Raw genomic sequence first — 21283 nt, 5'->3', positions numbered from 1 at the left:
CTTGAGGTAACGGTTACTTCTGGTAGCGTGCGTCACATGGCACGTACCGTCAAGGGGCCGGACGCGCGACGTGAGCGGTGGAAGGGTCACCGCGAGCAGCGCAGGGCGGAGTTCGTGGAGGCCACGATCGCCGCCGTGGCCAAGAAGGGCCCGGACGTCGGCATGGACGACGTGGCCGCGGAGGCCGGCGTCAGCAAGCCCGTGCTGTACCGGCACTTCACCGACAAGTCCGACCTGTACCTGGCAGTCGGTCAGAAGGCCACCGAACTGCTGATGGACCGGATGGGTCCCGCGCTCGCCGCGGACGGGCCGATCCGCGACCGCATCGAACGGATCGTGGACGCCTACCTGTCCGTGATCGAGGACAACCCGAACCTCTACCGGTTCGTGGTGAAGGGGTCCTTTGTGGACCGCCCGGTCGAGAAGGACGTGGTGCAGGAGGACAAGGACCTCATCGCGACCACACTCGCCCGGATCCTCGGCGAGTACATGCGCGCGTACGAGATGGACTCCGGCGGCGCCGAGCCGTGGGCGCACGCGCTCGTCGGCATGGTGCAGAACGCGGGTGACTGGTGGCTCGACCGCCAGACCATGTCCCGCGCGAACCTGAGCAGCTACCTCGCGACGATCATCTGGCACGCCATCGACGGGCTACTGCGCTCGGCCGGCGTCCAGGCAGACCCGGCAATGCCACTCACGACCCCTCTGCGATTGGTGGACTGATGAGCGAGCACGACGAAGAGGGCTACAGCGGCGCCGCCACCCTCGTTTTCGGTTCCGACGAGGTCGCGGTCGAGGTCGATCTGCGGGGCTACTTCCAGCCGATCGACGGCCGCTACCACTGGTACGGCCGGATCAAGAAGCACGACGACGTCACGAGCCGGGTCGAGGGAGGCGCGCGGACCGCGCTGCTGCGCACCCCCACCGGGCAGGCGGAGGGGACGCTCACCGACCCCGACCCGTGGGGCCGTTACCGGGTCGGTGGCATCTCCACTCCGCCGTACAAGATCGAAGAGCCGGTCGAGCACTAGTTCACCCACGAGAAAGGCCCCGGTCACGATGACCGGGGCCTTTCTCAGTTCTGACGACTCAGGCGCCGAACCCGACCTTGCGCGAGTCCTGCGGGCCGATCTCCACGTACGCGACGCGGCCAGCGGGCACGACGAACCGCGCACCCTTCGCGTCCACCAGCGTCAGCACGCTGGACTTGCCGGACACCGCGTCCGCAACCAGAGTCTCGACCTCGGACGGGTTGAGTTCACTGGTCACGACGAGTTCGCGCCCGCTGTCCGCGACGCCGATCCTGACCTCCACGCTGACCTCCGTGCTCAAGAGAAAAATCTGATCCCGAGCCTACCTAGCCCAGCCCCAGCTGCGTCATGCGCCGCGCGTGACTCTGCTGGAGGCGGCGGAACAGCTGACCGATCCCGGCGAGGTCTCCCGAGCCCCGGATGATGAGCTCGGAGAGGCCGTCGCGCTCCGCCACCACGTACTGGGCCTGCGTCAACGCCTCTCCGAGCAGCCGCCGGCCCCACAGCGCCAGCCGGTCGCGCACCCGCGGATCGGACTCGACGGCGGCCAGGACTTCGCGTTCAGCGAACGCCGAGTGACCCGTGTCGGCGAGCACGTGCAGCACCAGCTCCTTGGTCGGCGCGTCCAGCCACTCCGCGATCTCGCGGTAGAAGTCGGCCGCGAGCCCGTCGCCGACGTACGCCTTCACGAGCGACTCGAGCCACGACTTGGGGCTCGTCGACTCGTGGAACGCGTCGAAACCCTTCACGAACGGCGCCATCGCGTCCTCGACGGTGATGCCCTCGGCGGCCAGGTGCTTCTGCAGCAGCGTGAAGTGGCCGATCTCGGCCGCGGCCATCTGCGCGAGAGCCGCGCGCCCCGCCAGTGTCGGCGCCGAGCGCGAGTCCTCCGTCATCCGGTCGAAAGCCGAGAGCTCGCCATATGCGAGCGCTCCCAGAAGATCGACAACACCCTCCGCAACACCCATGAGACCGAACTCTAGTGCGGCGAGGCCGCGACTCACCGGCCGATCGACGCGTTCAGTCAGGCGGACGAATCGCGGTGCCGTGAGGCGTCCTCCTGAACGCCGCGAGCGGCTGGCGAGGCACGGAATCGCCGCGCTAGGTGGTCAATTGTGTCCTAGCAGGTAGAATGAGGGAGGACGCCCGGCGTGACGAGTGTGACGACCACGCTGCGCGGCGCAGAAATGGTGCGCGTACACCTTTCCCGCAGCTGCTCATCGAGCGCGGTCGAGAGGCCCGGCCAGGGCTCGTACGCGCTTGGTACGAGAGAGGCTGATCACCCTGACCGCTGAAGTAGAAGCACATCTGGACCCGATTCTCCTGGAACACAGCGAGACCGGCGTTCCCGAAGAAGACACGTCGCACCCGTTGCTGGCAGACGCCCCGGTGCAGTCCGAATCCCCCACGTTCGCCGAGCTGGGCGTGCGTCACGAGATCGTCAAGGCGCTCGGCGAAGCCGGTATCGAGCGCACCTTCGCCATCCAGGAGCTGACGCTCCCCATCGCTCTCGCCGGTGACGACCTCATCGGCCAGGCACGCACCGGCATGGGCAAGACCCTCGGGTTCGGCGTGCCGCTGCTGCACCGCGTCGACCTGCCCGGCGACGGCACTCCGCAGGCCCTGGTGGTCGTGCCCACCCGTGAGCTGTGTCTCCAGGTCTCGCACGACCTCACCGACGCGTCGAGGCACCTCGGCGTGAAGGTCGCGGCCATCTACGGCGGCATCCCCTACGAGCGGCAGATCGCGCAGCTCCGCAAGGGTGCCGATGTCATCATCGGCACGCCGGGCCGCCTGCTCGACCTGGCCGAACAGCGCCACCTGGTGCTCGGCAAGGTCCGCATGCTGGTGCTGGACGAGGCCGACGAGATGCTCGACCTGGGCTTCCTGCCCGACATCGAGCGCATCCTGAACATGGTTCCCGACGAGCGGCAGACGATGCTGTTCTCGGCGACGATGCCGGGCCCGATCATCACGCTGGCCCGCACGTTCCTGAACCAGCCGACGCACATCCGTGCCGAGGAGAACGACGCAGGTCAGACGCACGAGAACACGTCGCAGTTCGTCTACCGGGCGCACTCGATGGACAAGCCGGAGATGCTGGCCCGCGCGCTGCAGGCCCGCGGCCGAGGCCTGACGATGGTCTTCGCGCGCACCAAGCGGACCGCGCAGAAGGTCGCCGACGACCTGACCGAGCGCGGGTTCGCCGCGGCCGCCGTCCACGGTGACCTGGGCCAGGGCGCGCGTGAGAAGGCGCTGCGGGCGTTCCGCGCCGGCAAGGTCGACGTGCTGGTCGCCACCGACGTCGCCGCGCGCGGCATCGACATCGACGACGTGACGCACGTCATCAACTACCAGTGCCCCGAAGACGAGAAGACGTACGTGCACCGCATCGGCCGCACGGGCCGTGCCGGACGCACGGGTGTCGCCGTCACGTTCGTCGACTGGGACGAGACGCACCGCTGGACGTCTCTCAACGACATCCTGGGCCTCGGCCAGCCGTTGCCGGTCGAGACGTACTCCACGTCCGACCACCTGTTCGCCGACCTGGGCATCCCGTCCGGTTCCACGGGCCGGTTGCCGCTGAGCCACCGCACCCGCGCGGGCCTCGACGCCGAAGAGGAGGAGAAGCTCGACACGGGCAAGCGCAAGCGCCGCAGCAGCAGTAGCGCTGGTAGCAGCAGCCGTCGTACGGGTTCCTCCCCCGCCGGTGCCGAGCAGGCGCCGGAGGCGAGCGAGGAGACGAGGCCGAAGCGGTCCCGCTCGCGCACGCGCAGCCGCGCCGGCGTGACGCACGAGGGTGAGCAGACGCAGGCGGCTCCCGAAGCCGCCGAGAAGTCCGCCTCGGACAAGCCGCGCAGGCGTCGGCGTCGCCGAAGCTCTGCCGAACAGGCCGCTCCTTCGGCAGACTGATCACATGTCGTCCCCCGGTTCCGACGTCACCGTCGTCGAGGACGTCCTCGACGAGCCCGCGCACGAGGCCGCACCCGTCGCAGAACGTCCTCCCGCCCGGTCCTGGCGCACCCGCGCCGACTTCATCGCGATCGCCCTGATCGCGGTGGCGTCGGTCACGGCGTCCGTGCTGACCTGGGCTTTCAGCGATGCTCGTGCCACGACGTCGGTCACCGGGCCGTCGTCGTGGGAGCAGCTGCCCGAAGTGACCGCGCTGCCTCCGTCGCTCGCCGAGGTGTGGCGGGCGAAGAGCAGCGCCTCGCTGTCACCCGTGGTCGTGCAGACCGCGGTGAAGGACACGGGCGAGGAGAAGCCGTCGACGGTCGTGACCGGCGACGGCGGCGAGGTCAACGGGCGCGACCCGCTGACAGGTGACGTGCGGTGGACGTACCAGCGCGACCTGCCGTTGTGTGTGGTGAGCACGGCCTGGGGCCGGGCGATGGCCCTGTACTCCAAGGGCACGAACTGCTCCGAGCTCACCTCGCTCGACGGCGTCACCGGCGAGCGGCGGGCACAGCGCAACGGCGACGCGGAACCGGGCACGGCACTGCTCAACGAGGGTTCGCACCTGATCACCACCGGCTCGAAGTTCGTCGAGGTCTACCGGCGCGACGACCTGGTGCGCTCGCTCGAGTACGGCGGCCTGCGCGCGATCGTGAACCCGAACAAGCAGCCTCGCGCCGGCTGCACGTACGGCTCGGTCGCCGTCACCTCCGGCAGGTTCGCGATGATCGAGCGCTGCCCCGACGACGCGTCGGACCGGCTGACGATCCTCAAGCCGAACCCGGACAAGTCCGACGAGCCGAAGGTGTTCGGCAGCCCTCTCACCGGCGCGAAGAACGTGCAGGTCGTGGCTGTCACCGAGAAGCTCGTCGCGGTGGCGGCGCCGGGCCCCAGCCGGTTGCTGATCTTCGACGCGGAGACCGGCAACCAGGTCGGCGAGGCACCGCTAGACGTCCCCGAAGCCGACTTCACCGACCCGCCGAACCACGTGGCACGCGTCTTCACGACGAAGACGAACGCCTTCTGGTTCACCGGTTCCCGCACGGTCGCGCTGTCGCTGGAGACTCTCACTCCACTGTGGACCGCCGAGGGCACGCTGGGCGCCGGTACGACGCTCGCGGGCCGCGCGGTCATCCCGGTGCAGGAGGGCCTGCGGGTGTACGAGCAGGCCACCGGCGCGGTCGTGGGCACGATCCGGCTGAACCGCGAGGGCCACACAGGCCCTGTGCAACTCGCCACAGCCGGTCCCGTCGTGCTCGAGCAGCGTGGCGAAACCCTGGTCGCGCTGCGATAGTTCAGCTCGTGTACTCGCAGATCAGCCCTAACCGGGCGCAACGCGTCGACCTCCCGGGCCGCTACGGCACGATCGCGGCGTTGCGCGCGCCCGCGCTGGGCGACGACGCGATGCGCACGACCGTGCTGCTCGTGCCGGGCTACACGGGTTCCAAAGAGGACTTCGCGCCGATGATCGACCCGATCGCGGACGCGGGTTTCGAGGTCGTCGCGATCGACCTGCCGGGCCAGCAGGACTCGCAGGGCCCGGACGACGAGGCGCTGTACCGGCCCGGCCCGCTGGGCTCGGTGCTCGCCGAGCTGATCGGGAAGATCGCCGCCGACGGCCGCAAGGTGTTGCTGCTCGGCCATTCCTACGGTGGTCTGGTGGCACGGGCGGCGGTGTTCGCGGGGGCACCGATCGCGGGACTCACGCTGCTGTCGTCGGGCCCGTCCGAACTGCCCGCGGGAGATCGCCGCACGGTGCTGGAGGTCGGCGAGCACGTGCTGGCCGAGCAGGGCGTCGAGGGCACCCAGCGGCTGAACGAGCTGCGGTCGCAGCAGAACCCGGCGTACGTCGTGCTCCCGCAGGAGCTGAAGGACTTCTACCGCAACAGGTTCCTCAAGTCGCAGGCCGCGGCGCTGCTCGGCATGGGCAACGGCCTGCGCTACGAACCGGACCAGGTCGCGAAGCTGGCGCGCGCGTTGCGTTCGTCCGGCACGCCCTGCCTGGTGGTGTGCGGCGACGCGGACGACGCGTGGACGCCCGCCGCCCAGCGCGACATGGCGGAGCGGCTGGACGCGGACTTCGCCGTGCTGCCCGGCGTGATGCACTCGCCGAACACCGAGGCGCCGCTGGACCTCATCGCCACGCTGCTGCCGACGTGGCGGGCCTGGCTGACTTCCTGACGTCAGGACGACAGCACCGCGGTGCTTCGGCGACGTGAAGCTGTCCGGTGTGGACGTGCACTGCGTGCTGAAACCGCAGACCTAGGCCCACCAAAAGGTCCACAGCGTCGCGGCGCTCACCACGAACACCGCCAGCGACGCGACCGGCGCCTTCCAGTCCGCGTACCGGTCGGCCACGATCTGCCCGCCGACCACGAGCAACGCCGCCACCACGTGCCCGACGACGGACAACGTCCCGGGTCCGGGCAGATCACGGGAGTTCGCGTAGAACTGGACGCCGATGTTCCCCAAAGCGAGCAGCACCATGCCCACCGCGAGCACTCCGCTCACGGCGCGCAGGAATCCGTAGGTCCGCGACGGTCGCTTTGCTGCTTCCACGTCCACTCCCGCCACCCTACGGGTCCACGGATGCGCTGGCAGTCACGGCCCGGAAGCCCTGATGACGGCTTACGGCAAAAGCCGCACTCCAGGCACCCTTATGGAGCCAGCAACGCCCAAGGGTCCAGCGAGGGCGCCGCCGCCTGCCCCTCGGCACAACTCCGCCGGAAGTCGCACCACTGGCACTGCCGCCCGGTCACCGCCGGGAACAGGACCTCCTGGTCCCCACCGGCCTTCAGGGTCTCCGTGGCCAGGTCGATCTCGTCCGCGGCCTCCTCCGCCCGCCGGACGTGCCGTGCCAGCGACTCCTCCGTGTGCTCCCAGACCGCGATCGACCCCGACGGCAGGTGGTGCAGCTCGACCTTGCGGCACGGCTTGCGCAACGTGCGCCGGGCCGCGAGCGCGTACAGGGCCAGCGCCTGCGAGCCACGGGCGTCGTCGGACGTCAGGACGTGACGGCCGGTCTTGTAGTCGACGATGACCAGTTCGCCGTCGCGGTAGTCGATGCGGTCGACCCGGCCCTCGGCCACGATGCGGTCAGTCGGCGACGACACCCAGCGCTCGACGCCCAGCGGTTCGAAGTCGACGTCCAGCGACGAGACGTACTCGTGCACCCAACTCTGGGCTCGCCCGCGGTACTCGGCGGCCTGGTCGACGTCGCGGAAGCCCTCGGACTTCCACTGCCGGTTCAGCAGAGCTACGGCCTGGTCCGGCGTGCGGCGCTCGGGAGGCAGGTCGAAGAGGGCCTTCAACGCGTTGTGCACGACGGCGCCCAGCGTGTTGTGTGCCCACGCGCCGCCTCGCGGCGGTGAGGGACGGTCGAGGTACGTCATCCGGAAGCGGCGCGGGCAGCTCGTCCACGTCGACAGCTTCGCGGGCGTGACGCGCACCAGCCGACGTGGTGCGGCAGTGCCGAAGTCGAAGCCGAGTTGTTCCACCCGAACCAAGTTACTCAAGCACCCTGACAGAAAATGAAGGGCATGGAGATCTGGCACAACCCGCGCTGCTCCAAGAGCCGCGCCGCCAAGCAACGCCTCGACGACGCCAACATCGACTACACCGAACGCCGCTACCTCGACGACGCGCCGTCAGCCGAAGAGCTCGACCACGTCCTGAAGCTCCTCGGCAAAGAGCCGTGGGAGATCGCGCGCACCAAGGAAGCCGCCTACCCGAAGCTGCTCGAACACGACCGCGCGCAGTGGATCGCGCACATGGTCGCCAACCCGAGCCTGATCGAGCGCCCGATCATCATCGACGGCGACAAGGCCCACATCGAGCGCTAGACCCCGGACGAGATGAAGCCCTGCACGGACGACGCGACGAGCTGCACGGCGATCGCGGCCAGCAGCAGACCGGCGATCTTGGCCATCAGCAGGATCCCGCTCTCCTTGAACACCTTGATCAGCAGCCCGGCGGACCGCAGCGTCCCCAGCAGCACGAGGTGCACGGCCACGATCGCCGCGGCCAGGGCGAGGTAGGAGCCCCAGTCGCCGTTCGCCTGGCGCACGAACACGATGGTCGCGGCGATGGCGCCAGGACCGGCGAGCAACGGCGTGCCCAGCGGTACCAGGGCGATGTTCACGTCCTCGACCTCGGGGTGGTTGGTCGCGCCCTTGCCCGTGAGCAGGTCCAGCGCGATCAGCAACAGCAGCAACCCGCCCGCGCCCTGCAGGGCGGGGATGCCGATGTGCATGTACGCCAGGATCGAGTTGCCGGCCACCGCGAACAGTGTGATCACCAGGAACGACACCAGAACGCCCTGCCGCGCCGCCTGCTTGCGGGCCTCGCGCGACTTGCGGCCGACCAGTCCGAGGAAGACCGGCACGGTCCCGGGAGGGTCCATGATCACCAGCAGCGTGATCGAGGCCTCGATGAAGAGCCGCAGGTTGAACACGAGAACACCGCCCTATCCCACCAGGATCTTGCAGCCTGTCGCCCTCTCGGCCAGAGCATCCAGCATCTCCGGCGCCGTCGTCTCCGCGCCGAGCCGCACCGTCTTGTTGGTGCCGTGGTAGTCACTCGACCCGGTGACGATCAGGCCCAGCGAGTCCGCCAGCGTTCGCAGCGACCGCCGAGTCTCCTGATCGTGGTCCGGGTGGTCCACCTCGACGCCGAAGAGGCCGGCGGCGGCCAGCGAACGCACGACGGAGGGTGCCACGACGGGGCCGCGGGAGCGGGCGAAGGGGTGGGCCAGCACGGTGACGCCGCCGGCCTCGGTGATCATCTCGATCGCACGCTCGACGGGGGTGTCGGTGCGGCCGACGTAGTACTGGCCGCCGGTCAGGAACGTCGCGAACGCCTCGTCGACCGACGTCACGACCCCGGCGCGGATCAGCGCCTGGGCTAGGTGCGGGCGTCCGGCCGGCGCGTCGAACGGCAGGCGGGACATCAGGTCGACCGGGTCGATCGGGAACCCGTCGGCCTGCATCATCTCGGCCATCTTCTGCAGCCGCGTACGCCGTTCCTCACGCAGGCGCGACTGCTCCTTCATCAGCATGGCGTGCGTCGGGTCGTACAAATACGCCAGCAGATGAACGGTGATGGTGCGGCCGTAGCCGTCGGCCGAGGAGCACGACAGCTCGGCGCCGCGCACCAGCCTCAACCCGGACGGCAGCGCCGCCTCGGCCTCGGCCCATCCGGCCGCCGTGTCGTGGTCGGTGATCGCCACCGCGTCGAGTCCGGCGAGGGACGCCGCCCTCACCAGGTCGGCGGGGCTGTCGGTGCCGTCGGACTCGGACGAATGGGTGTGCAGATCGATGACCACGTCGTCCAGTGTGGACGACGTGGCGAACGCCCCGTGTTACGGGACCATCTTCTTCCCGCGCGCGGCACGCTGGGCCTTGATCATCGAGAACCGCTCGGCCTGCGCCTTCTTGTCGCCGAAGGTCAGCTCCGAGATGGCGTCGTAGACCTCTTCGGGGTTCGGCAGGAACTCCAGGCGGTTCAGCGCCTGGATCTGCCCCGCCGACTCCACGATGAGCGTGCCGTAGCCGAACATGCGGCCGCCCACGGTGCGCTCGTAGGTGAGGTCGGTGACCTTGGTGACGGGCATCATCGCGACCTTGGTCTCGAAGACGCCCGACGTCAGCATGAAGCGCTTGTCGGTGACGACGATGCGCTCCACCCACCACTCGATGATGAAGTACGCCACGCGCAGCAACACCAGCAGCGCCCCGTACCAGAGCACGTTCTGGAACACGCCCGCGTCCGCCGGGAGCAGGTAGGAGATCATCATGAAGCCGGCGAGCAGCGCCGCCGCCTCCAGGACGTCCCAGATCAGGTAGGACCAGTGCCTGCGCACACGGATGACCCGACGCTCGCTCGGGAGCAGGTAGTCGTCCGGATCACGTGGTGCGAACATGCGCTACCAGCCTTTCCTGGTACCAGGCAGTGCCCTGTCTGACCTGCTCCCGCCACCCGGCAGGTGGCTGGTACCAGACTAGAAGACGGAGCGCACGAACGTGATCAGCGCCTCGGCCGCGGTCCGCAGCGAGTTGAGGATGTTCTGCACGAGTTGAGCCGCCTGCTGAGGCTCCGCGATCAGGAAGAACAACAGCAAGGCGATTCCAGCGAAAGTGAGAATCTTCTTCAAGTTCACGGTGTCCACCCCGTCCGCGTCGCACCCGTTTGGCGCCGTTCGTGACCGTTCTACAGGACGATTCGGCACCTTGGGAGATTTGTACCGCAGCCGGGGTAGCGGACAGCACCGCCGATCCGGTGTGACTACGCTTCGTGATCGTGACGCCCAGCAGCAAGCGCACGATCCGTTGCGTCGGAGCCGTCGTCCATGACTCGAACGGGCGACTACTGGTCGTGCGACGCGCCAATCCGCCAGGTGAGGGCCTGTGGTCGATACCAGGCGGGCGCGTGGAGCCGGATGAGACGGATGAGGCAGCCGTGACTAGGGAACTAGCCGAGGAGACGGGACTCTCCGTCACCGTCGGGCGCCTCGTCGGCCACGTGGAGCGACCGGCCCCGAACGGGGTTTTCTTGATCTTCGACTACGAATGCCAGGTCACGTCAGGTGTGCTCCGAGCGGGCGACGACGCATCGGATGTCGCTTGGGTCGACCGTGCGACCTTGGACACACTTCCGACCACCTATGGGCTCGTGGAAGCGCTCTCTGGCTGGAACTGCCTGCCCAGGGCCTGATCAGGGTTCACGCGTTCGGGGCGGCCGGTCAACGCCAAACGAGACGTTGCCCGTGGGCCTCGGTGGTCGCCAGAGTGGTCGTCTCCACGCCCGACTCACCGACCCGGATGAGGCGCAGCTCACCGGCCTCGTGCGCGGCCCACCAGACAGGTCTGCCCAAAGCCGACAATGCGGGCACGAGATCGAGGCCGGACCCGCTCGTGATGACGACGAGCGGCGCGTCGATCGGCTCGACCGCCTTGGCGAGGTCCGCGACCGGGTCCCCGGTCACCAGGCGTGGCGGGTTCTTGCGCAGCACCCCGCACGCCACCCCGAACAGGCGCAGCCGCTCCGGCTGGTCGGCCCACACGCACGCTTCCAGCCACGCGTAGGCGTCCTCGTCGGCCAGATCGGCGGGCGCCACCCCGATGCCGGCCTTCGCGGCCACCTTGATCGTCTTGGGCAGCTTCGGCAGCGCGGCGCCGGGTGCCAGCTCCAACGAGCAGTGCAGCCCCAGCGCGGCCTTGGCCGGTCCGGCGACGAGCTGGCCGGCCTCCGCGGTCTGGTAGCGGTACGAGTACTGGTCGAGCCCGAGCAGCAGACCGGCCGTCGTCGCGGCCTCCACGAGCCCGACCGGCCCGCCCGCCTGCTTCGCCGCGGCCGCGACGGCCGGGTAGAGCAGCGCCGCGCGCCGCACCTCGTTGGTCTGGATCACCTGCGAGCCCACCAGGGCCCGCACTCGGTCGCCGCGTTCCAGCAGGAAGTCCCGGAACAACGGCCAGGTGCTCTCGTCCGCGCCGTACGTCCCGCCGAGCGACGGGTAGTAGTTCGAGAGCCGGTGGAACGGCTCGGCCTGCACCAGCCGGTGCGCCGCCGCCAGCAGGAGCTCGCCCGTGGCGTTGTCCTCGCTGGCGGCGGTCAGCAGGTCGGCGACCTCCGGATCGGCGGCGGCACGCGACGCGAGGTGCTCGTAGAGCGGCGAGACCGCCGCGGCCTCCTCGGCGAACGCGCGCAGACGTTGCTGTGCCAGATCCAGAGACGTCACGTCACTTCCCCAAATTAGTTGGATACCGGTTCAGGGCGTCCTGGCTGCTCGCCACCGCGGGCGTCACCGTAGGACTGCTTCGGCACCATGACCTTGCGCCTGAAGATGCACACGACCGTGCCGTCCTGCTTGTAGCCGCGAGTCTCCACGTAGACCACGCCCCTGTCGTCCTTCGACTTGGACGGCGTCTTGTCGAGCACCTCGGTCTCACCGTAGATCGTGTCACCGTGGAACGTCGGCTTCACGTGCCGCAGCGACTCGATCTCCAGGTTGGCGATCGCCTTGCCGGAGACGTCGGGCACGGACATGCCCAGCAGCAACGAGTAGATGTAGTTGCCGACGACGACGTTCTTGCCGAAGTCCGTCGTGTTCTCCGCGTAGTTCACGTCCATGTGGAGCGGGTGGTGATTCATCGTGAGCAGGCAGAACAGGTGGTCGTCGTACTCCGTCACCGTCTTGCCAGGCCAGTGCTTGTAGACCGCTCCGACCTCGAACTCCTCGTAGTACCGACCGAACTGCACCGCGCCTCCAACTACGTGTGATCGAGATCTGTCTCAGGTGGGGAGACAGTCTTTACGCGGAGGGGGTACCCTCGGCAACCGGTGTGTGAGGATTTCCACCACCAGTGACTTCGCCCCGAGGAGGTGAGGACCCCTAAATGAGCAAGGACCCCCACCCTGCCAGTACCAAGCGCGTCCTCACCGAGGTGGCCTGCTAGATCGTTCTAGTTCGCCGAGTCTCCACCGGTAGGACGCCCGTCGTGCTTCTCGTGCACTTCGACGACGTGTGGCCCTGGAGGAACTCACCATGCCCAGCCTGCCCTCGATCCGCGGACGTGGCGCCCAGCAGCGCCCGGCGCCGCGCATCGCCGTGCCTGTGTCGCACTACGTGGTCGACTGCGCGGTCTACGTCGATGGCAAGCGCTTGCCTGGCCGGTGGACGCACACCGAGGCCGTCAAAGAGGTGCGCAAGCGCAAGGACGGGTTCGTCTGGATCGGCCTGCACGAGCCGGATGCCGAGCAGATCGAGGGCATCGCGGAGACGTTCGGGCTGCACGAGCTCGCGGTCGAGGACGCGGTGCACGCGCACCAGCGCCCGAAGCTGGAGCGGTACGACAACTCGCTCTTCATGGTCTTCAAGACCGTTCGCTACGTGACCAACGAGTCCCCCGACACCGCCAACGAGATCGTCGAGTCCGGCGAGATCATGGTGTTCCTGGGCAAGGACTTCGTCATCACCGTGCGGCACGGCAACCACTCCGGTCTCTCCAAGCTGCGGCACGTGCTGGAGGAGGACCCGGAGCGGCTGGAGATCGGCCCGTCCGCGGTGGTGCACGCGATCGCCGACCAGGTGGTCGACAACTACCTCGAGGTGACCGACCACATCGAGGACGACATCGACCGCATGGAGGAACGGGTCTTCGCGCCGCGCTCCGAGGTGAGCGCCGAGCAGATCTACCTGTTCAAGCGCGAGGTCGTGGAGCTGCGCCGCGCGGTCATGCCGCTCGCGAACCCGTTGCGGCGCTTGGCCGAGGGCTACACGCCGCTCATCCCCGAGCAGGTGCGGGCGTTCTTCCGCGACGTCGACGACCACCTCACCGAGGTCTCCGAGCGCGTCACGGCGTTCGACGAACTGCTGACGACGCTGGTCGACGCGACGCTCGCGAAGATCACGCTGCAGCAGAACACCGACATGCGCAAGATCACCTCGTGGGTCGCGATCATCGCCGTGCCCACCATGGTCGTCGGTGTGTACGGCATGAACTTCGACTACATGCCCGAGCTGAAGTGGAAGTTCGGCTACCCCCTGGTGATGAGCCTGGTCCTCATCGCCTGCCTCACGCTCTACCGAATACTGCGCCGAAATCGCTGGCTCTAGTCCCGGTTTCGCCCGCTTTGTTCGTCCTGGAAGGCCCTGTCATGACCAGAATCCTCACCAACATCCGCTTCTGGATCCTCGCGTTCCTGCTCTGCTGGATCACCACCGTGTTCGTGCTGATCAGCGGAACCCCCTGACGTGTACGCGCGGCTGACGAACCTCAGGTTCTGGCTGCTGGTGTTCCCGATCGGCTGGCTCGCGATGGTGTTCGTGTTCATCGCGGTCTGGCCGGATCCAGGCGCCGCGTCACCGGACGAGCTCGCCTCCGAGGTGACGAACGCGTTGCGCGCACACGACTTCCACCAGCTGGAGCCGCTGCTGGCGGTCGGCGGCGAGGACGTCGCACAGTCGACCGTCGACCAGTTCGAGACAGCACGGGTGGACCGCGGCGTCTACCGCGACGGCGCCGTCGTCGTCGAGTACACGGTCGACGGCGTCCGCGCGGAGTTCCGGCTACCCGTGGAGATTCGGGACGGCCGGTACGTGGTGAACCCGGTCGTCACTCCCAGGGGGTGACGTCCCAGGTGAACGGCGTGCCGTGGCCCTCGCCGACGCCGAGGCACAGCGAGATCCCAGCCGGCCAGAGCTTGAGCATCAGCGCGAACTTGAAGTCGATCTCCCGGCGGGGCTCGAAGACCAGCAGCGCCAAGGGTGTCGTGGGGGTCGCCTTCGCGGCCGCGTCGGCCAGCACGGCCCTGCCCATCGCCCGGTCCGCGGGCGAGACGTACTGCCACACCACGGAATGCCACACGACGGTGAGCACGTCGCGTTCGACGCGGGCGAGCTGGTGCGCCAGCCACTCCGGGCCCGCCGACCGGTCGACCCGGACGGGGTCGGTGGCGGCGAGGTCCAGCGCGTCGCGCAGGCGGTTCCACCTCTCCAGCTGATCCGCCCAGACGAACGAGCTCAGGTGCAGCCGTCCGTCCTCTGTGGACACGTCGACCGGGGTGAGGTCGCAGCCCGCCCTGCCGACGACGCGCAGCCGGTGGCTCAGATCGGCGGGCGGCCTGCCGGTCCACTGCGGGTCGAGGACCAGGAGGCTGTCCGGATCACCGAGAACCGTGTCCTCCAGTCGGTAGCCGACGTGGTGCGGGCGCAGGTTGAGCCCGCCGCTCGCGCCGACCTCCAGCAGCCGCACGCAGAACGGCACGTGCCGGCCGGCGGCCTTCGCGGCCTCCTGCGCGGCGACCATCAGGCCGCCGTAGAGGGGCGCGCTGCGGCCGGGTTCGTTGGTCTGCACGACAGTGGCCAGGACACGCTGCCTCAGGACATCGGCGTGCGCGTTGAGGGCGGGCAGCGCGTCCTCCCACAGCGTCGGCAGGTGGGGCTGGCCGCCGACGGACGGGTAATGCTTCGCGAGGCCGGGTGCGCGCCCTTCGAGCACGAGCCGGTGGACGGCGCCCGCGAACCGCAGCCCGGGCACGGTGCCCTCCCGGTCGCATTCGGAGCCGGCCATGATCCTGGCCGTGACACCGCCCTGCCGGAGGTCGTCGGCAGCGTCGGTGAGGAGTCGCTGGGTCAGCGGACTGCGGTCGCGGCATCCGTCGGCGGCCGCGGCGAACAGCTCGGCAAGCACGGTGAACACGCTAATGGCAGCGCTGTCCCGCGTCATGTGGGGAAAGTGCTCACTAGGCTGCTGGGATGGCTCGGATTCTGGCTGTCGCGGACGAGGTGGTCGAGCAGCTGTGGACCGATCAGGTGCACCAGCACTCGGACGTCGACCTGATCGTCGCGGCGGGCGACCTGCCGTTCGACTACCTGGAACACCTGGCCAACGCCCTGGACAAGCCGCTGGTGTTCGTCCCCGGCAACCACGACACCGACCTGTCGGGCTACTCGAACGTGCGTGGCCTGTGGACCAAGGCGGGCGTGCCGGTGCGCTGGCCAGGTCCAGCCGGTGCGGTGAACGCGGACGAACGCGTGGTCGACGTCGCCGGCCTGCGGATCGCCGGTCTCGGTGGTTCGATCCGCTACAACAAGGGCCCGAACCAGTGGACGGAACGGCAGCAGGCCCGCCGCGCCCGCCGGGTGTCCCGGCTGGCCGGGTGGCGCAGGCTGCGGGACGGACGTGGCGTGGACGTGCTGCTGACCCACTCACCGCCGTTGGACTGCGGCGACGAACCCGACGCGCCGCACCGCGGTTTCGACTGTTTACGTGGACTTGTCTCGCGGTTGCAGCCCTCGTTCATGCTGCACGGCCACATTCATCCGCACGGCGTGCCGCGCCCAGACCGTTCGCTGGGTGGCACACGCGTGATCAACGTCGTTCCGCAGAAGGTGCTTGAGATCTCGGGAGGTCGAGATGAGACGTGACACCGGTTTCCCCGTGGCCGACGCCGAGAGCGACTTCCTGCGCGCTCGCCGCCGTCAGGTGATGTCGCGTCTCGCGGCCTGGCTGCGCCGCGAGCCCGACGACGTGAACATCATGCTGCCGTTCCACGAGGTCGTGGGCGCCCTGGGCATGGCGTCGGAGAAGCGCCTGGGCCTGCAGTCGATCCGGCTGGACTCGATCGTGGGCAGCGTCGACCGCACCCGTGACTTCGACCGCCGCTTCCGCCCGACCTCGGGCCGTGTCCGGGAACGCTGGCAACGGCTGGCCCTGGCCGCCCGCCGCGGCGAGAGCGTGCCGCCGATCGAGGTGTACCGGGTCGGCGAGCTGCACTTCATCATCGACGGCCACCACCGGGTGTCGGTGGCGCACGCCATGGGCCTGGAGGTGATCGACGCGTACGTGACGCAGGTGATCACCCGGATCAACTCGTCCGGCATCCGCTACCGCGGCGACCTGATCGTGAAGGACTACCGGCGCCTCTTCCTGGACCGCGTCCCCCTGGGCGGCGAGGCCCGCGCCGCCGTGGTGCTGTCCGACCCGTGGCACTACGCCCAGCTCGGCGAGCACGTCGAGGCGTGGGGGTTCCGGCTGATGCAGGACAGCGGCCAGTTCCTGGACCGCCCGGAGGTGGCGCGCCGCTGGTACGCCGACGAGTACACGCCGGTCGTCGCGATGCTGCGGCAGGCCGACATGATCGGCGACCGCACCGAGACCGAGGCGTACATGTGGGTCGCGGCCGAGCGGTACCGGCTGATCCGCACGCACCGATGGGACGCCGACGTCATCAACGCCGTGCGTGAGGAAAGCCAGTCGCACGGCCGAGGCCCGCGCGTCTGAGCAGACGCCTCCGTACCGATCAGCGCGGCGCCACCCGCGGCCCGTCCGCGTCCGGCAACGGCCGCGCCTGGTCCAGCACCTCGTCGGTGTACTTGTCGAGCAGCCGCGTGCCGATCTGCTGCGCGTACCCGAAGATGACCGCCCACAGCAGCATTGCCGCCGCCGACGGGATGCCGATCAGCCCGCTGGTGACGCCTGCTCCCAGCGCCAGGATGCCGACCACCGCCAGTGCCGCGCCGAGCATGATCTTGATCAGCGCCTGGTACCCGATCATCACGTACGGCGAGAGCGATGGCCGGCGGCGTAAGAGCAGCACCACGGCGGCCAGCACCGCGCCGAACGACCCGAGCACCTGCACCAGCCACACGTCCACACCGGACGCCTTCGCCGTGCCGCCGGGGCAGACGGTGGGCAGCGCGTTCTCCTTCGGGTCGACGCACAGCGGGATCAAGCCGGGCTTCACGATGCCGACGACACCGAGCACCGTGTTGATCACAAACAGCACCAGCGACGCGGCGATCAGCTTGTTGCGCAGCGCACGCGACCCGGCGTGCGCGAAGTCCGAGTTGTCATACGCCGCCCGCAACGCGTCCACCACGATCGCGCGCTCGACCGCGGGCGTGAACTCCCCCGGCCGCAACGCTTCCAGGGCCCGGCGGCGCGGATCGTCGTCGTCCAGGTACTGCGCCACCCGCGCGCGAAGACCAGGCAACCGCCCCAGGAACCCGCGTTCGGCCGAGATCGTCGCCACCTCGGCCTCGTGCAGGGCGCGCCACGCACGTTCGATGTGCCAGCCCGACCACCACGACGGCAGCATGCGCCACCACGGCTCGCGGGCGTTGAGCATCGCCTCCACCACGGCGGCCTGCGTCTCGGCCGTGCGACGCCACACGTCGCCCTCGGGATCCACCGGATCGGACGGGCCGAGGGCAGCCAGATCCGCGCGGACCCGGTCCAACCGGGACTGCACGACGAGTCGCCAGTCGGTGACTCTGGGTTTGCGCTCGGCCATGCCCCGATGGTGACAGGAGGGTCCGACAATTTCCGCAGCCATCCGTGTGACGTGCGGAAACGTCACCCGAACACCTCAGCGCGTGATCGAATGCCAGACCCACTTCCGGGCTTCGGGATCCGATGCCTCACAGAGGTCCGCGGCCGCGAGCGGGTCGACGAACTCGATCACAGCGGCCACTACGTCCCCGAAGCTGTCGGGCAGATGGGCGCCATCCGGTCCAAGCCGCCGCTTGAACGCCGAGTAGGTCTGTTGGCGCAACTCCGCTAGATCGCCGATCACGGAGACCGGCGCGCTCCCCGGCCGCTGCGACGGCAGATCAAGCAGCTGAGGTGCCGCGGTCACCGGGTCGCCGAAGTTGATGTCCAGCCTGAGCTTCACGCTTGCGGTGGAGATGCGGCAGGCCATGCTGATTCGAACACCCGTGTAGAGGTCGAACGCCGCTCACGGCGCGCCCGGTTCTGCAGGTCCAGGTAGGCACAGCCACCGGGCGTGGCTTTGGTCGGTCGGCTCACTCGGCGATCACCGCGTCCACGGCCGCACGCACCGCCGCGAAGACGCTGAGCTCCCGAGCGAACGCGAGCACCTGCCAGGGCCGTGCGCCACGCCGGAGCAGGTACCGGCGGAGCGCCGAAAGAGCCAGCGGCTCACCGAGCCTGCCTCGCAACCTCATGAGATCGACAACTGTCCTTTCCGGGTTGTAGACACGAACGTTCTCCCCTGGCGCCGCCTCCACCTCGGCGAGTCCGAGGTCGAACGTTGCAGCGCTGAAGCGAAAGGCCTCGGTAGGCGGGTACTCGATGCGAGGTGGCCGCTGGCCACGCGGAACCGCGATCTGGACCTCTCGGGGAATCTCGTCGGTGAGGTCGTGGACCTCGGCTGCCGACACGCAGCACACGACCGCGAGCGGGGCGCGCACTGATACCGCCAGCAGATCGGGCCGTGTCGGAGCCGGCGCTTCCGCCTTGCGGAAGACGCCCCTCGAAAGGTCCAGCAGGTCACCCTCGTCACGAAGGCGGTACAGGTCGCGAAAGTGCAGGCCAGCCTTGGTCGCCGAGCTCGTGGTGAACGTGTTCGGCAACGTCTCCAGGCTTCCCATGGATAGAAGTGTTACCAGGTTGGACCGGTCTGGCAACACTTCTATCCACCGAGCTAAGCCGTCTGCGAAGGCTCCACCAGCGCACGGAGCCGGGGAGGCATCCGCTTCTCCAACCCGTACGGTTCGAGGTGCGCCTGCAGCACGCCCGTGAACGCCCGCTCCACCGAAGCGGTGTCCCAGTTGTCGCTCTCCAGGATCGGCTGCTTGAAGTACGGCTGACCCACGATGTGCAGCTGCCTGCCGTTGCACCGGATGACCTGCCCGGTGATGCCCTCGGCGCGGTCCGAGAGCAGGAACAGCACCAGCGGCGCCACCTTGCCGGGCGTGCGGTCGGCCGGGATGGCGCGCAGGGAGCGTTCCGACTTCCACACCATCCGTGTGTGCGCGACGGGGCACACGGCGTTCACGCGGATGCCTTCGGCTTCCAGGTCGAGGGCCCACGAGTAGCTCAGTGAGGCCACCGCGCCCTTGGTCGCCGAATAGGTGGCGAGTTTGCGCTGGCCGAATGACGCGCCGGAGGAAATGTTGATGATCGAACCGCCGCCGGTGGCCCGCATCGCGCGCATCGCCGCGATTCCGGTGTAGATGACGCCGAGGACGTTCACCTCGACCACGTGCCTGATCGTCTCGGGATCGTCTTCCCACGGCGCTGTCTCGTAGTTCAGGCCCGCGTTGTTCACCAGGCCGTCGACGCGGCCGAATTCGTCGACGCACAGGTCGACGATCTTGGCCGCCTCGCTCGGGTCGGCGACCGTGTGGTTCGAGGCCACGGCTCGGCCGCCGAACTCGCGGATGTGCTCCGCCACCCGTTCTGCCAGGTCACCGTCGTTGTCGTTGACCACGACCGACGCACCCGCGAGGGCAGCGTGCATCGCGTACGCCTCGCCCAGTCCTCGGCCCGCCCCCGTGATGACTACCGCTTTTCCGTCCAGGATCCCCATTGCACGCTCTCTTTCACTCGGCGGCGGTTCCCCGGAACCCCCCTGTGGTCCTGTACCCGCCTTCGACAAGCGTGCGGACTGTCCGAAGAAGCGAAGACCACGTTTCGATGAGATGTCGCTGCCGAGCGCCCAATGGCGAACCGAGTTCGGCAGGGCAGATAGGGTCGGACTAATCAGTCCCGACTGCACGAGGGCTTTCGACCTCACTCGGTCGAGTGACAAAAACGGGCCGCCTTCCCGAGAGGGGAAGGCGGCCCGGAAAACGAGAATTCACCGTTCCGTGTAAGTCAGGTTCCGGCCGCTGGACGGGTCGAAGAGCTGCACCTTGTCCGCGTCGAACCAGATGTCCGCCGAGGCGCCCTCCACCGCGCCGGACGCCGAGGACAGTCGCGTCACGAGCGAGATGCCGGCACCCGGCACGTCGTCCGCTCCCGCGTCCGCCGCGAGTTCCTGGAGCTCCGCCGAGGCCGCCTGCTCGCCCGTGAGGTTGAAGTAGGCGTACTTGTCCGAGCCCATCGACTCCAGCACGTCCACCTGCGAGGTGAACTTGCCGCCCGACGACAGTGCCTCCGCGTCGACCAGTGCCGCGTCCTCGAAGTGTTCCGGGCGGATGCCCATGATCACCTCGCGGGGCGCGTCGGCACTCTCGAGCAGCTGCCGCACCCGGTCCGTCAGCGTCACGTCGCCGAGCACCGACCGCAGCGAGCCGTTCTCCAGCGACGCCGGCACGAAGTTCATCGACGGGGAGCCGATGAAGCCCGCGACGAACAGGTTCGCCGGCTGCTCGTAGAGGAACTGCGGTGCGCCGATCTGCTGCACGACACCGCCGCGCATGACGACGACCCGGTCGCCGAGGGTCATCGCCTCGGTCTGGTCGTGCGTCACGTACACCGTGGTCGTGCCGAGCTGCTTCTGCAGGCGCGACACCGAGGTGCGCATCTGCACGCGCAGCTTGGCGTCCAGGTTGGACAGTGGTTCGTCCATGAGGAACGCCTTGGGGCTGCGCACGATCGCGCGACCCATCGCCACACGCTGCCGCTGGCCACCGGACAGGTTGGACGGTTTGCGGTCGAGGTGCTGCGTCAGATCCAGGATCTCCGCCGCGTCGTTGACCTTCCGCTCGACCGTCGCGTTGTCGACCTTGGCCAGCCGCAACGGGAAGGCCATGTTCTCCTTCACCGTCATGTGCGGGTAGAGCGCGTAGGACTGGAACACCATCGCGATGTCGCGGTCCTTGGGCGCCTTCTCGTTGACGCGCTGCCCGCCGATGCGCAGCTCGCCGTCGGTGATGTCCTCCAGGCCCGCGATCATGTTGAGGGTGGTGGACTTCCCGCAGCCGGACGGTCCGACCAGGATGATGAACTCGCCGTCGGCGATCTCCAGGTTGACCTCCTGCACGGCCAAAGCGCCGTCGGGATACCGCTTGGTCACCTTGTCCAGAACGATCTCTGCCATTGGTCAAC

The 21283-nt window shown here is 68.7% G+C and carries 27 protein-coding genes; 11 read left to right on the top strand and 16 right to left on the bottom strand.

What is annotated here, in order from left to right; genetic code table 11:
• Window positions 1-36: 36 nt before the first annotated feature.
• The gene (locus tag BLR21_RS29670) at window positions 37-723 is read left to right on the top strand and encodes a TetR/AcrR family transcriptional regulator (protein ID WP_090011097.1); all 687 of its coding nucleotides are present in this window, start codon (window positions 37-39) and stop codon (window positions 721-723) included.
• Window positions 723-1031, top strand: a complete 309-nt coding sequence (locus BLR21_RS29665; protein ID WP_090011095.1) for a DUF4873 domain-containing protein — start codon at window positions 723-725, stop codon at window positions 1029-1031. The genes BLR21_RS29670 and BLR21_RS29665 overlap by 1 nt, the downstream gene beginning before the upstream one ends.
• 58 nt (window positions 1032-1089) lie before the next feature.
• Here BLR21_RS29665 and BLR21_RS29660 read toward each other — a convergent pair whose 3' ends face one another.
• Window positions 1090-1314, bottom strand: coding sequence for a DUF3107 domain-containing protein (locus tag BLR21_RS29660; protein WP_030480920.1), 225 nt, complete (start codon window positions 1312-1314; stop codon window positions 1090-1092).
• 43 nt (window positions 1315-1357) lie between these two features.
• Window positions 1358-1999 carry a ferritin-like fold-containing protein gene (locus BLR21_RS29655; RefSeq protein ID WP_030480919.1) on the bottom strand — a complete coding sequence of 214 codons (642 nt, stop codon included), beginning with the start codon at window positions 1997-1999 and terminating at the stop codon, window positions 1358-1360.
• Window positions 2000-2348: 349 nt separating this feature from the next.
• On the opposite strand from BLR21_RS29655, the gene BLR21_RS29650 reads away from it, so the two are divergent.
• Genes BLR21_RS29650 through BLR21_RS29640 form a run of 3 tightly spaced genes read left to right on the top strand, consistent with a single transcriptional unit; the run spans window position 2349 to window position 6167 of the window.
• Complete coding sequence (locus BLR21_RS29650) at window positions 2349-3944, top strand: DEAD/DEAH box helicase (protein WP_176929857.1); 1596 nt, start codon at window positions 2349-2351, stop codon at window positions 3942-3944.
• Between the two features lie 4 nt (window positions 3945-3948).
• Entirely contained in the window at window positions 3949-5280 is a 1332-nt protein-coding gene (locus BLR21_RS29645) for an Rv3212 family protein (RefSeq protein WP_090011091.1), read from the top strand.
• Between the two features lie 8 nt (window positions 5281-5288).
• Complete coding sequence (locus BLR21_RS29640) at window positions 5289-6167, top strand: alpha/beta fold hydrolase (protein WP_090011089.1); 879 nt, start codon at window positions 5289-5291, stop codon at window positions 6165-6167.
• Window positions 6168-6248: 81 nt separating this feature from the next.
• Here the strand turns inward: BLR21_RS29640 and BLR21_RS29635 are convergent, their stop codons facing one another.
• Together BLR21_RS29635 and BLR21_RS29630 are read right to left on the bottom strand one after the other, a co-directional pair.
• Complete coding sequence (locus BLR21_RS29635) at window positions 6249-6545, bottom strand: hypothetical protein (protein WP_143027915.1); 297 nt, start codon at window positions 6543-6545, stop codon at window positions 6249-6251.
• A gap of 98 nt (window positions 6546-6643) precedes the next feature.
• The gene (locus tag BLR21_RS29630; protein WP_090011085.1) at window positions 6644-7483 is read right to left on the bottom strand and encodes a RecB family exonuclease; all 840 of its coding nucleotides are present in this window, start codon (window positions 7481-7483) and stop codon (window positions 6644-6646) included.
• A 33-nt stretch (window positions 7484-7516) separates the two neighbouring features.
• Between BLR21_RS29630 and BLR21_RS29625 the strand changes: the two genes are divergently transcribed.
• Window positions 7517-7828 (top strand): ArsC/Spx/MgsR family protein, encoded by a 312-nt coding sequence (locus BLR21_RS29625; protein WP_256335015.1) that lies wholly within the window; start codon window positions 7517-7519, stop codon window positions 7826-7828.
• Here BLR21_RS29625 and BLR21_RS29620 read toward each other — a convergent pair.
• The 4 genes from BLR21_RS29620 to BLR21_RS42800 form a co-directional block, all read right to left on the bottom strand.
• Window positions 7825-8439, bottom strand: a complete 615-nt coding sequence (locus BLR21_RS29620) for a MarC family protein (protein WP_030480912.1) — start codon at window positions 8437-8439, stop codon at window positions 7825-7827. The two genes, BLR21_RS29625 and BLR21_RS29620, sit on opposite strands and share 4 nt — an antisense overlap.
• A 12-nt stretch (window positions 8440-8451) precedes the next feature.
• On the bottom strand, window positions 8452-9309 hold the full coding sequence (locus BLR21_RS29615) for a PHP domain-containing protein (RefSeq protein ID WP_420843923.1): 858 nt from the start codon (window positions 9307-9309) through the stop codon (window positions 8452-8454).
• A gap of 36 nt (window positions 9310-9345) precedes the next feature.
• The gene (locus BLR21_RS29610; protein WP_090011080.1) at window positions 9346-9906 is read right to left on the bottom strand and encodes a PH domain-containing protein; all 561 of its coding nucleotides are present in this window, start codon (window positions 9904-9906) and stop codon (window positions 9346-9348) included.
• Between the two features lie 78 nt (window positions 9907-9984).
• Complete coding sequence (locus tag BLR21_RS42800) at window positions 9985-10143, bottom strand: hypothetical protein (RefSeq protein ID WP_169746024.1); 159 nt, start codon at window positions 10141-10143, stop codon at window positions 9985-9987.
• Between the two features lie 134 nt (window positions 10144-10277).
• Here BLR21_RS42800 and BLR21_RS29605 point away from each other — a divergent pair, with 134 nt between their 5' ends.
• A complete protein-coding gene (locus tag BLR21_RS29605; RefSeq protein ID WP_420843922.1) occupies window positions 10278-10697 on the top strand; it encodes an NUDIX hydrolase in 420 nt (139 codons plus the stop codon).
• Window positions 10698-10725: 28 nt separating this feature from the next.
• Here BLR21_RS29605 and BLR21_RS29600 read toward each other — a convergent pair whose 3' ends face one another.
• On the bottom strand, window positions 10726-11721 hold the full coding sequence (locus tag BLR21_RS29600) for a DUF2332 domain-containing protein (protein ID WP_090011078.1): 996 nt from the start codon (window positions 11719-11721) through the stop codon (window positions 10726-10728).
• Window positions 11722-11735: 14 nt separating this feature from the next.
• Window positions 11736-12242, bottom strand: coding sequence for a MaoC family dehydratase (locus BLR21_RS29595; RefSeq protein ID WP_030480907.1), 507 nt, complete (start codon window positions 12240-12242; stop codon window positions 11736-11738).
• A gap of 286 nt (window positions 12243-12528) precedes the next feature.
• Between BLR21_RS29595 and corA the strand changes: the two genes are divergently transcribed.
• Together corA and BLR21_RS29585 are read left to right on the top strand one after the other, a co-directional pair.
• Complete coding sequence (corA, locus tag BLR21_RS29590) at window positions 12529-13599, top strand: magnesium/cobalt transporter CorA (protein ID WP_090011267.1); 1071 nt, start codon at window positions 12529-12531, stop codon at window positions 13597-13599.
• Between the two features lie 138 nt (window positions 13600-13737).
• A complete protein-coding gene (locus tag BLR21_RS29585; protein WP_090011076.1) occupies window positions 13738-14115 on the top strand; it encodes a hypothetical protein in 378 nt (125 codons plus the stop codon).
• Here the strand turns inward: BLR21_RS29585 and BLR21_RS29580 are convergent.
• Entirely contained in the window at window positions 14099-15175 is a 1077-nt protein-coding gene (locus BLR21_RS29580; protein ID WP_090011265.1) for a DUF2332 domain-containing protein, read from the bottom strand. The two genes, BLR21_RS29585 and BLR21_RS29580, sit on opposite strands and share 17 nt — an antisense overlap.
• Before the next feature lie 65 nt (window positions 15176-15240).
• Between BLR21_RS29580 and BLR21_RS29575 the strand changes: the two genes are divergently transcribed.
• Together BLR21_RS29575 and BLR21_RS29570 are read left to right on the top strand one after the other, a co-directional pair.
• The gene (locus tag BLR21_RS29575; RefSeq protein WP_090011075.1) at window positions 15241-15912 is read left to right on the top strand and encodes a metallophosphoesterase family protein; all 672 of its coding nucleotides are present in this window, start codon (window positions 15241-15243) and stop codon (window positions 15910-15912) included.
• Entirely contained in the window at window positions 15902-16768 is an 867-nt protein-coding gene (locus BLR21_RS29570; protein WP_030480902.1) for a ParB N-terminal domain-containing protein, read from the top strand. Before BLR21_RS29575 ends, BLR21_RS29570 begins: the two co-directional genes overlap by 11 nt.
• Before the next feature lie 19 nt (window positions 16769-16787).
• On the opposite strand, the gene BLR21_RS29565 is transcribed toward BLR21_RS29570, so the two are convergent.
• The 5 genes from BLR21_RS29565 to BLR21_RS29545 all read right to left on the bottom strand — a co-directional run bounded on the left by BLR21_RS29565 (window position 16788) and on the right by BLR21_RS29545 (window position 21275).
• Window positions 16788-17780 carry a hypothetical protein gene (locus BLR21_RS29565; protein WP_090011073.1) on the bottom strand — a complete coding sequence of 331 codons (993 nt, stop codon included), beginning with the start codon at window positions 17778-17780 and terminating at the stop codon, window positions 16788-16790.
• A 75-nt stretch (window positions 17781-17855) separates the two neighbouring features.
• Window positions 17856-18188, bottom strand: a complete 333-nt coding sequence (locus tag BLR21_RS29560; protein WP_090011071.1) for a hypothetical protein — start codon at window positions 18186-18188, stop codon at window positions 17856-17858.
• Between the two features lie 103 nt (window positions 18189-18291).
• A complete protein-coding gene (locus tag BLR21_RS29555; protein WP_090011070.1) occupies window positions 18292-18879 on the bottom strand; it encodes a type IV toxin-antitoxin system AbiEi family antitoxin domain-containing protein in 588 nt (195 codons plus the stop codon).
• A gap of 53 nt (window positions 18880-18932) precedes the next feature.
• Window positions 18933-19820 (bottom strand): SDR family NAD(P)-dependent oxidoreductase, encoded by an 888-nt coding sequence (locus BLR21_RS29550; protein WP_030480898.1) that lies wholly within the window; start codon window positions 19818-19820, stop codon window positions 18933-18935.
• A gap of 270 nt (window positions 19821-20090) precedes the next feature.
• Window positions 20091-21275 (bottom strand): ABC transporter ATP-binding protein, encoded by a 1185-nt coding sequence (locus tag BLR21_RS29545; RefSeq protein ID WP_090011068.1) that lies wholly within the window; start codon window positions 21273-21275, stop codon window positions 20091-20093.
• Between the last annotated feature and the right edge of the window lie 8 nt (window positions 21276-21283).

It is taken from the genome of Lentzea albidocapillata subsp. violacea, assembly GCF_900100275.1.
GTDB classification, from domain to species: Bacteria; Actinomycetota; Actinomycetes; order Mycobacteriales; family Pseudonocardiaceae; genus Lentzea; species Lentzea violacea.
Note: the sequence above shows the minus strand (reverse complement) of the source record. Positions and strands in the feature narration are given on the sequence as shown.

Coding starts and splice junctions, on each gene's coding strand:
- BLR21_RS29670 (WP_090011097.1), top strand. CDS start 37: ATGGCACGTACCGTCAAGGGGCCGGACGCGCGACGTGAGCGGTGGAAG.
- BLR21_RS29550 (WP_030480898.1), bottom strand. CDS start 19,820: ATGGGGATCCTGGACGGAAAAGCGGTAGTCATCACGGGGGCGGGCCGA.
- BLR21_RS29655 (WP_030480919.1), bottom strand. CDS start 1,999: ATGGGTGTTGCGGAGGGTGTTGTCGATCTTCTGGGAGCGCTCGCATAT.
- BLR21_RS29555 (WP_090011070.1), bottom strand. CDS start 18,879: ATGGGAAGCCTGGAGACGTTGCCGAACACGTTCACCACGAGCTCGGCG.
- BLR21_RS29545 (WP_090011068.1), bottom strand. CDS start 21,275: ATGGCAGAGATCGTTCTGGACAAGGTGACCAAGCGGTATCCCGACGGC.
- BLR21_RS29610 (WP_090011080.1), bottom strand. CDS start 9,906: ATGTTCGCACCACGTGATCCGGACGACTACCTGCTCCCGAGCGAGCGT.
- BLR21_RS29645 (WP_090011091.1), top strand. CDS start 3,949: ATGTCGTCCCCCGGTTCCGACGTCACCGTCGTCGAGGACGTCCTCGAC.
- BLR21_RS29560 (WP_090011071.1), bottom strand. CDS start 18,188: ATGGCCTGCCGCATCTCCACCGCAAGCGTGAAGCTCAGGCTGGACATC.
- BLR21_RS29575 (WP_090011075.1), top strand. CDS start 15,241: ATGGCTCGGATTCTGGCTGTCGCGGACGAGGTGGTCGAGCAGCTGTGG.
- BLR21_RS29565 (WP_090011073.1), bottom strand. CDS start 17,780: ATGGCCGAGCGCAAACCCAGAGTCACCGACTGGCGACTCGTCGTGCAG.
- BLR21_RS29665 (WP_090011095.1), top strand. CDS start 723: ATGAGCGAGCACGACGAAGAGGGCTACAGCGGCGCCGCCACCCTCGTT.
- BLR21_RS29570 (WP_030480902.1), top strand. CDS start 15,902: ATGAGACGTGACACCGGTTTCCCCGTGGCCGACGCCGAGAGCGACTTC.
- BLR21_RS29625 (WP_256335015.1), top strand. CDS start 7,517: ATGAAGGGCATGGAGATCTGGCACAACCCGCGCTGCTCCAAGAGCCGC.
- corA (WP_090011267.1), top strand. CDS start 12,529: ATGCCCAGCCTGCCCTCGATCCGCGGACGTGGCGCCCAGCAGCGCCCG.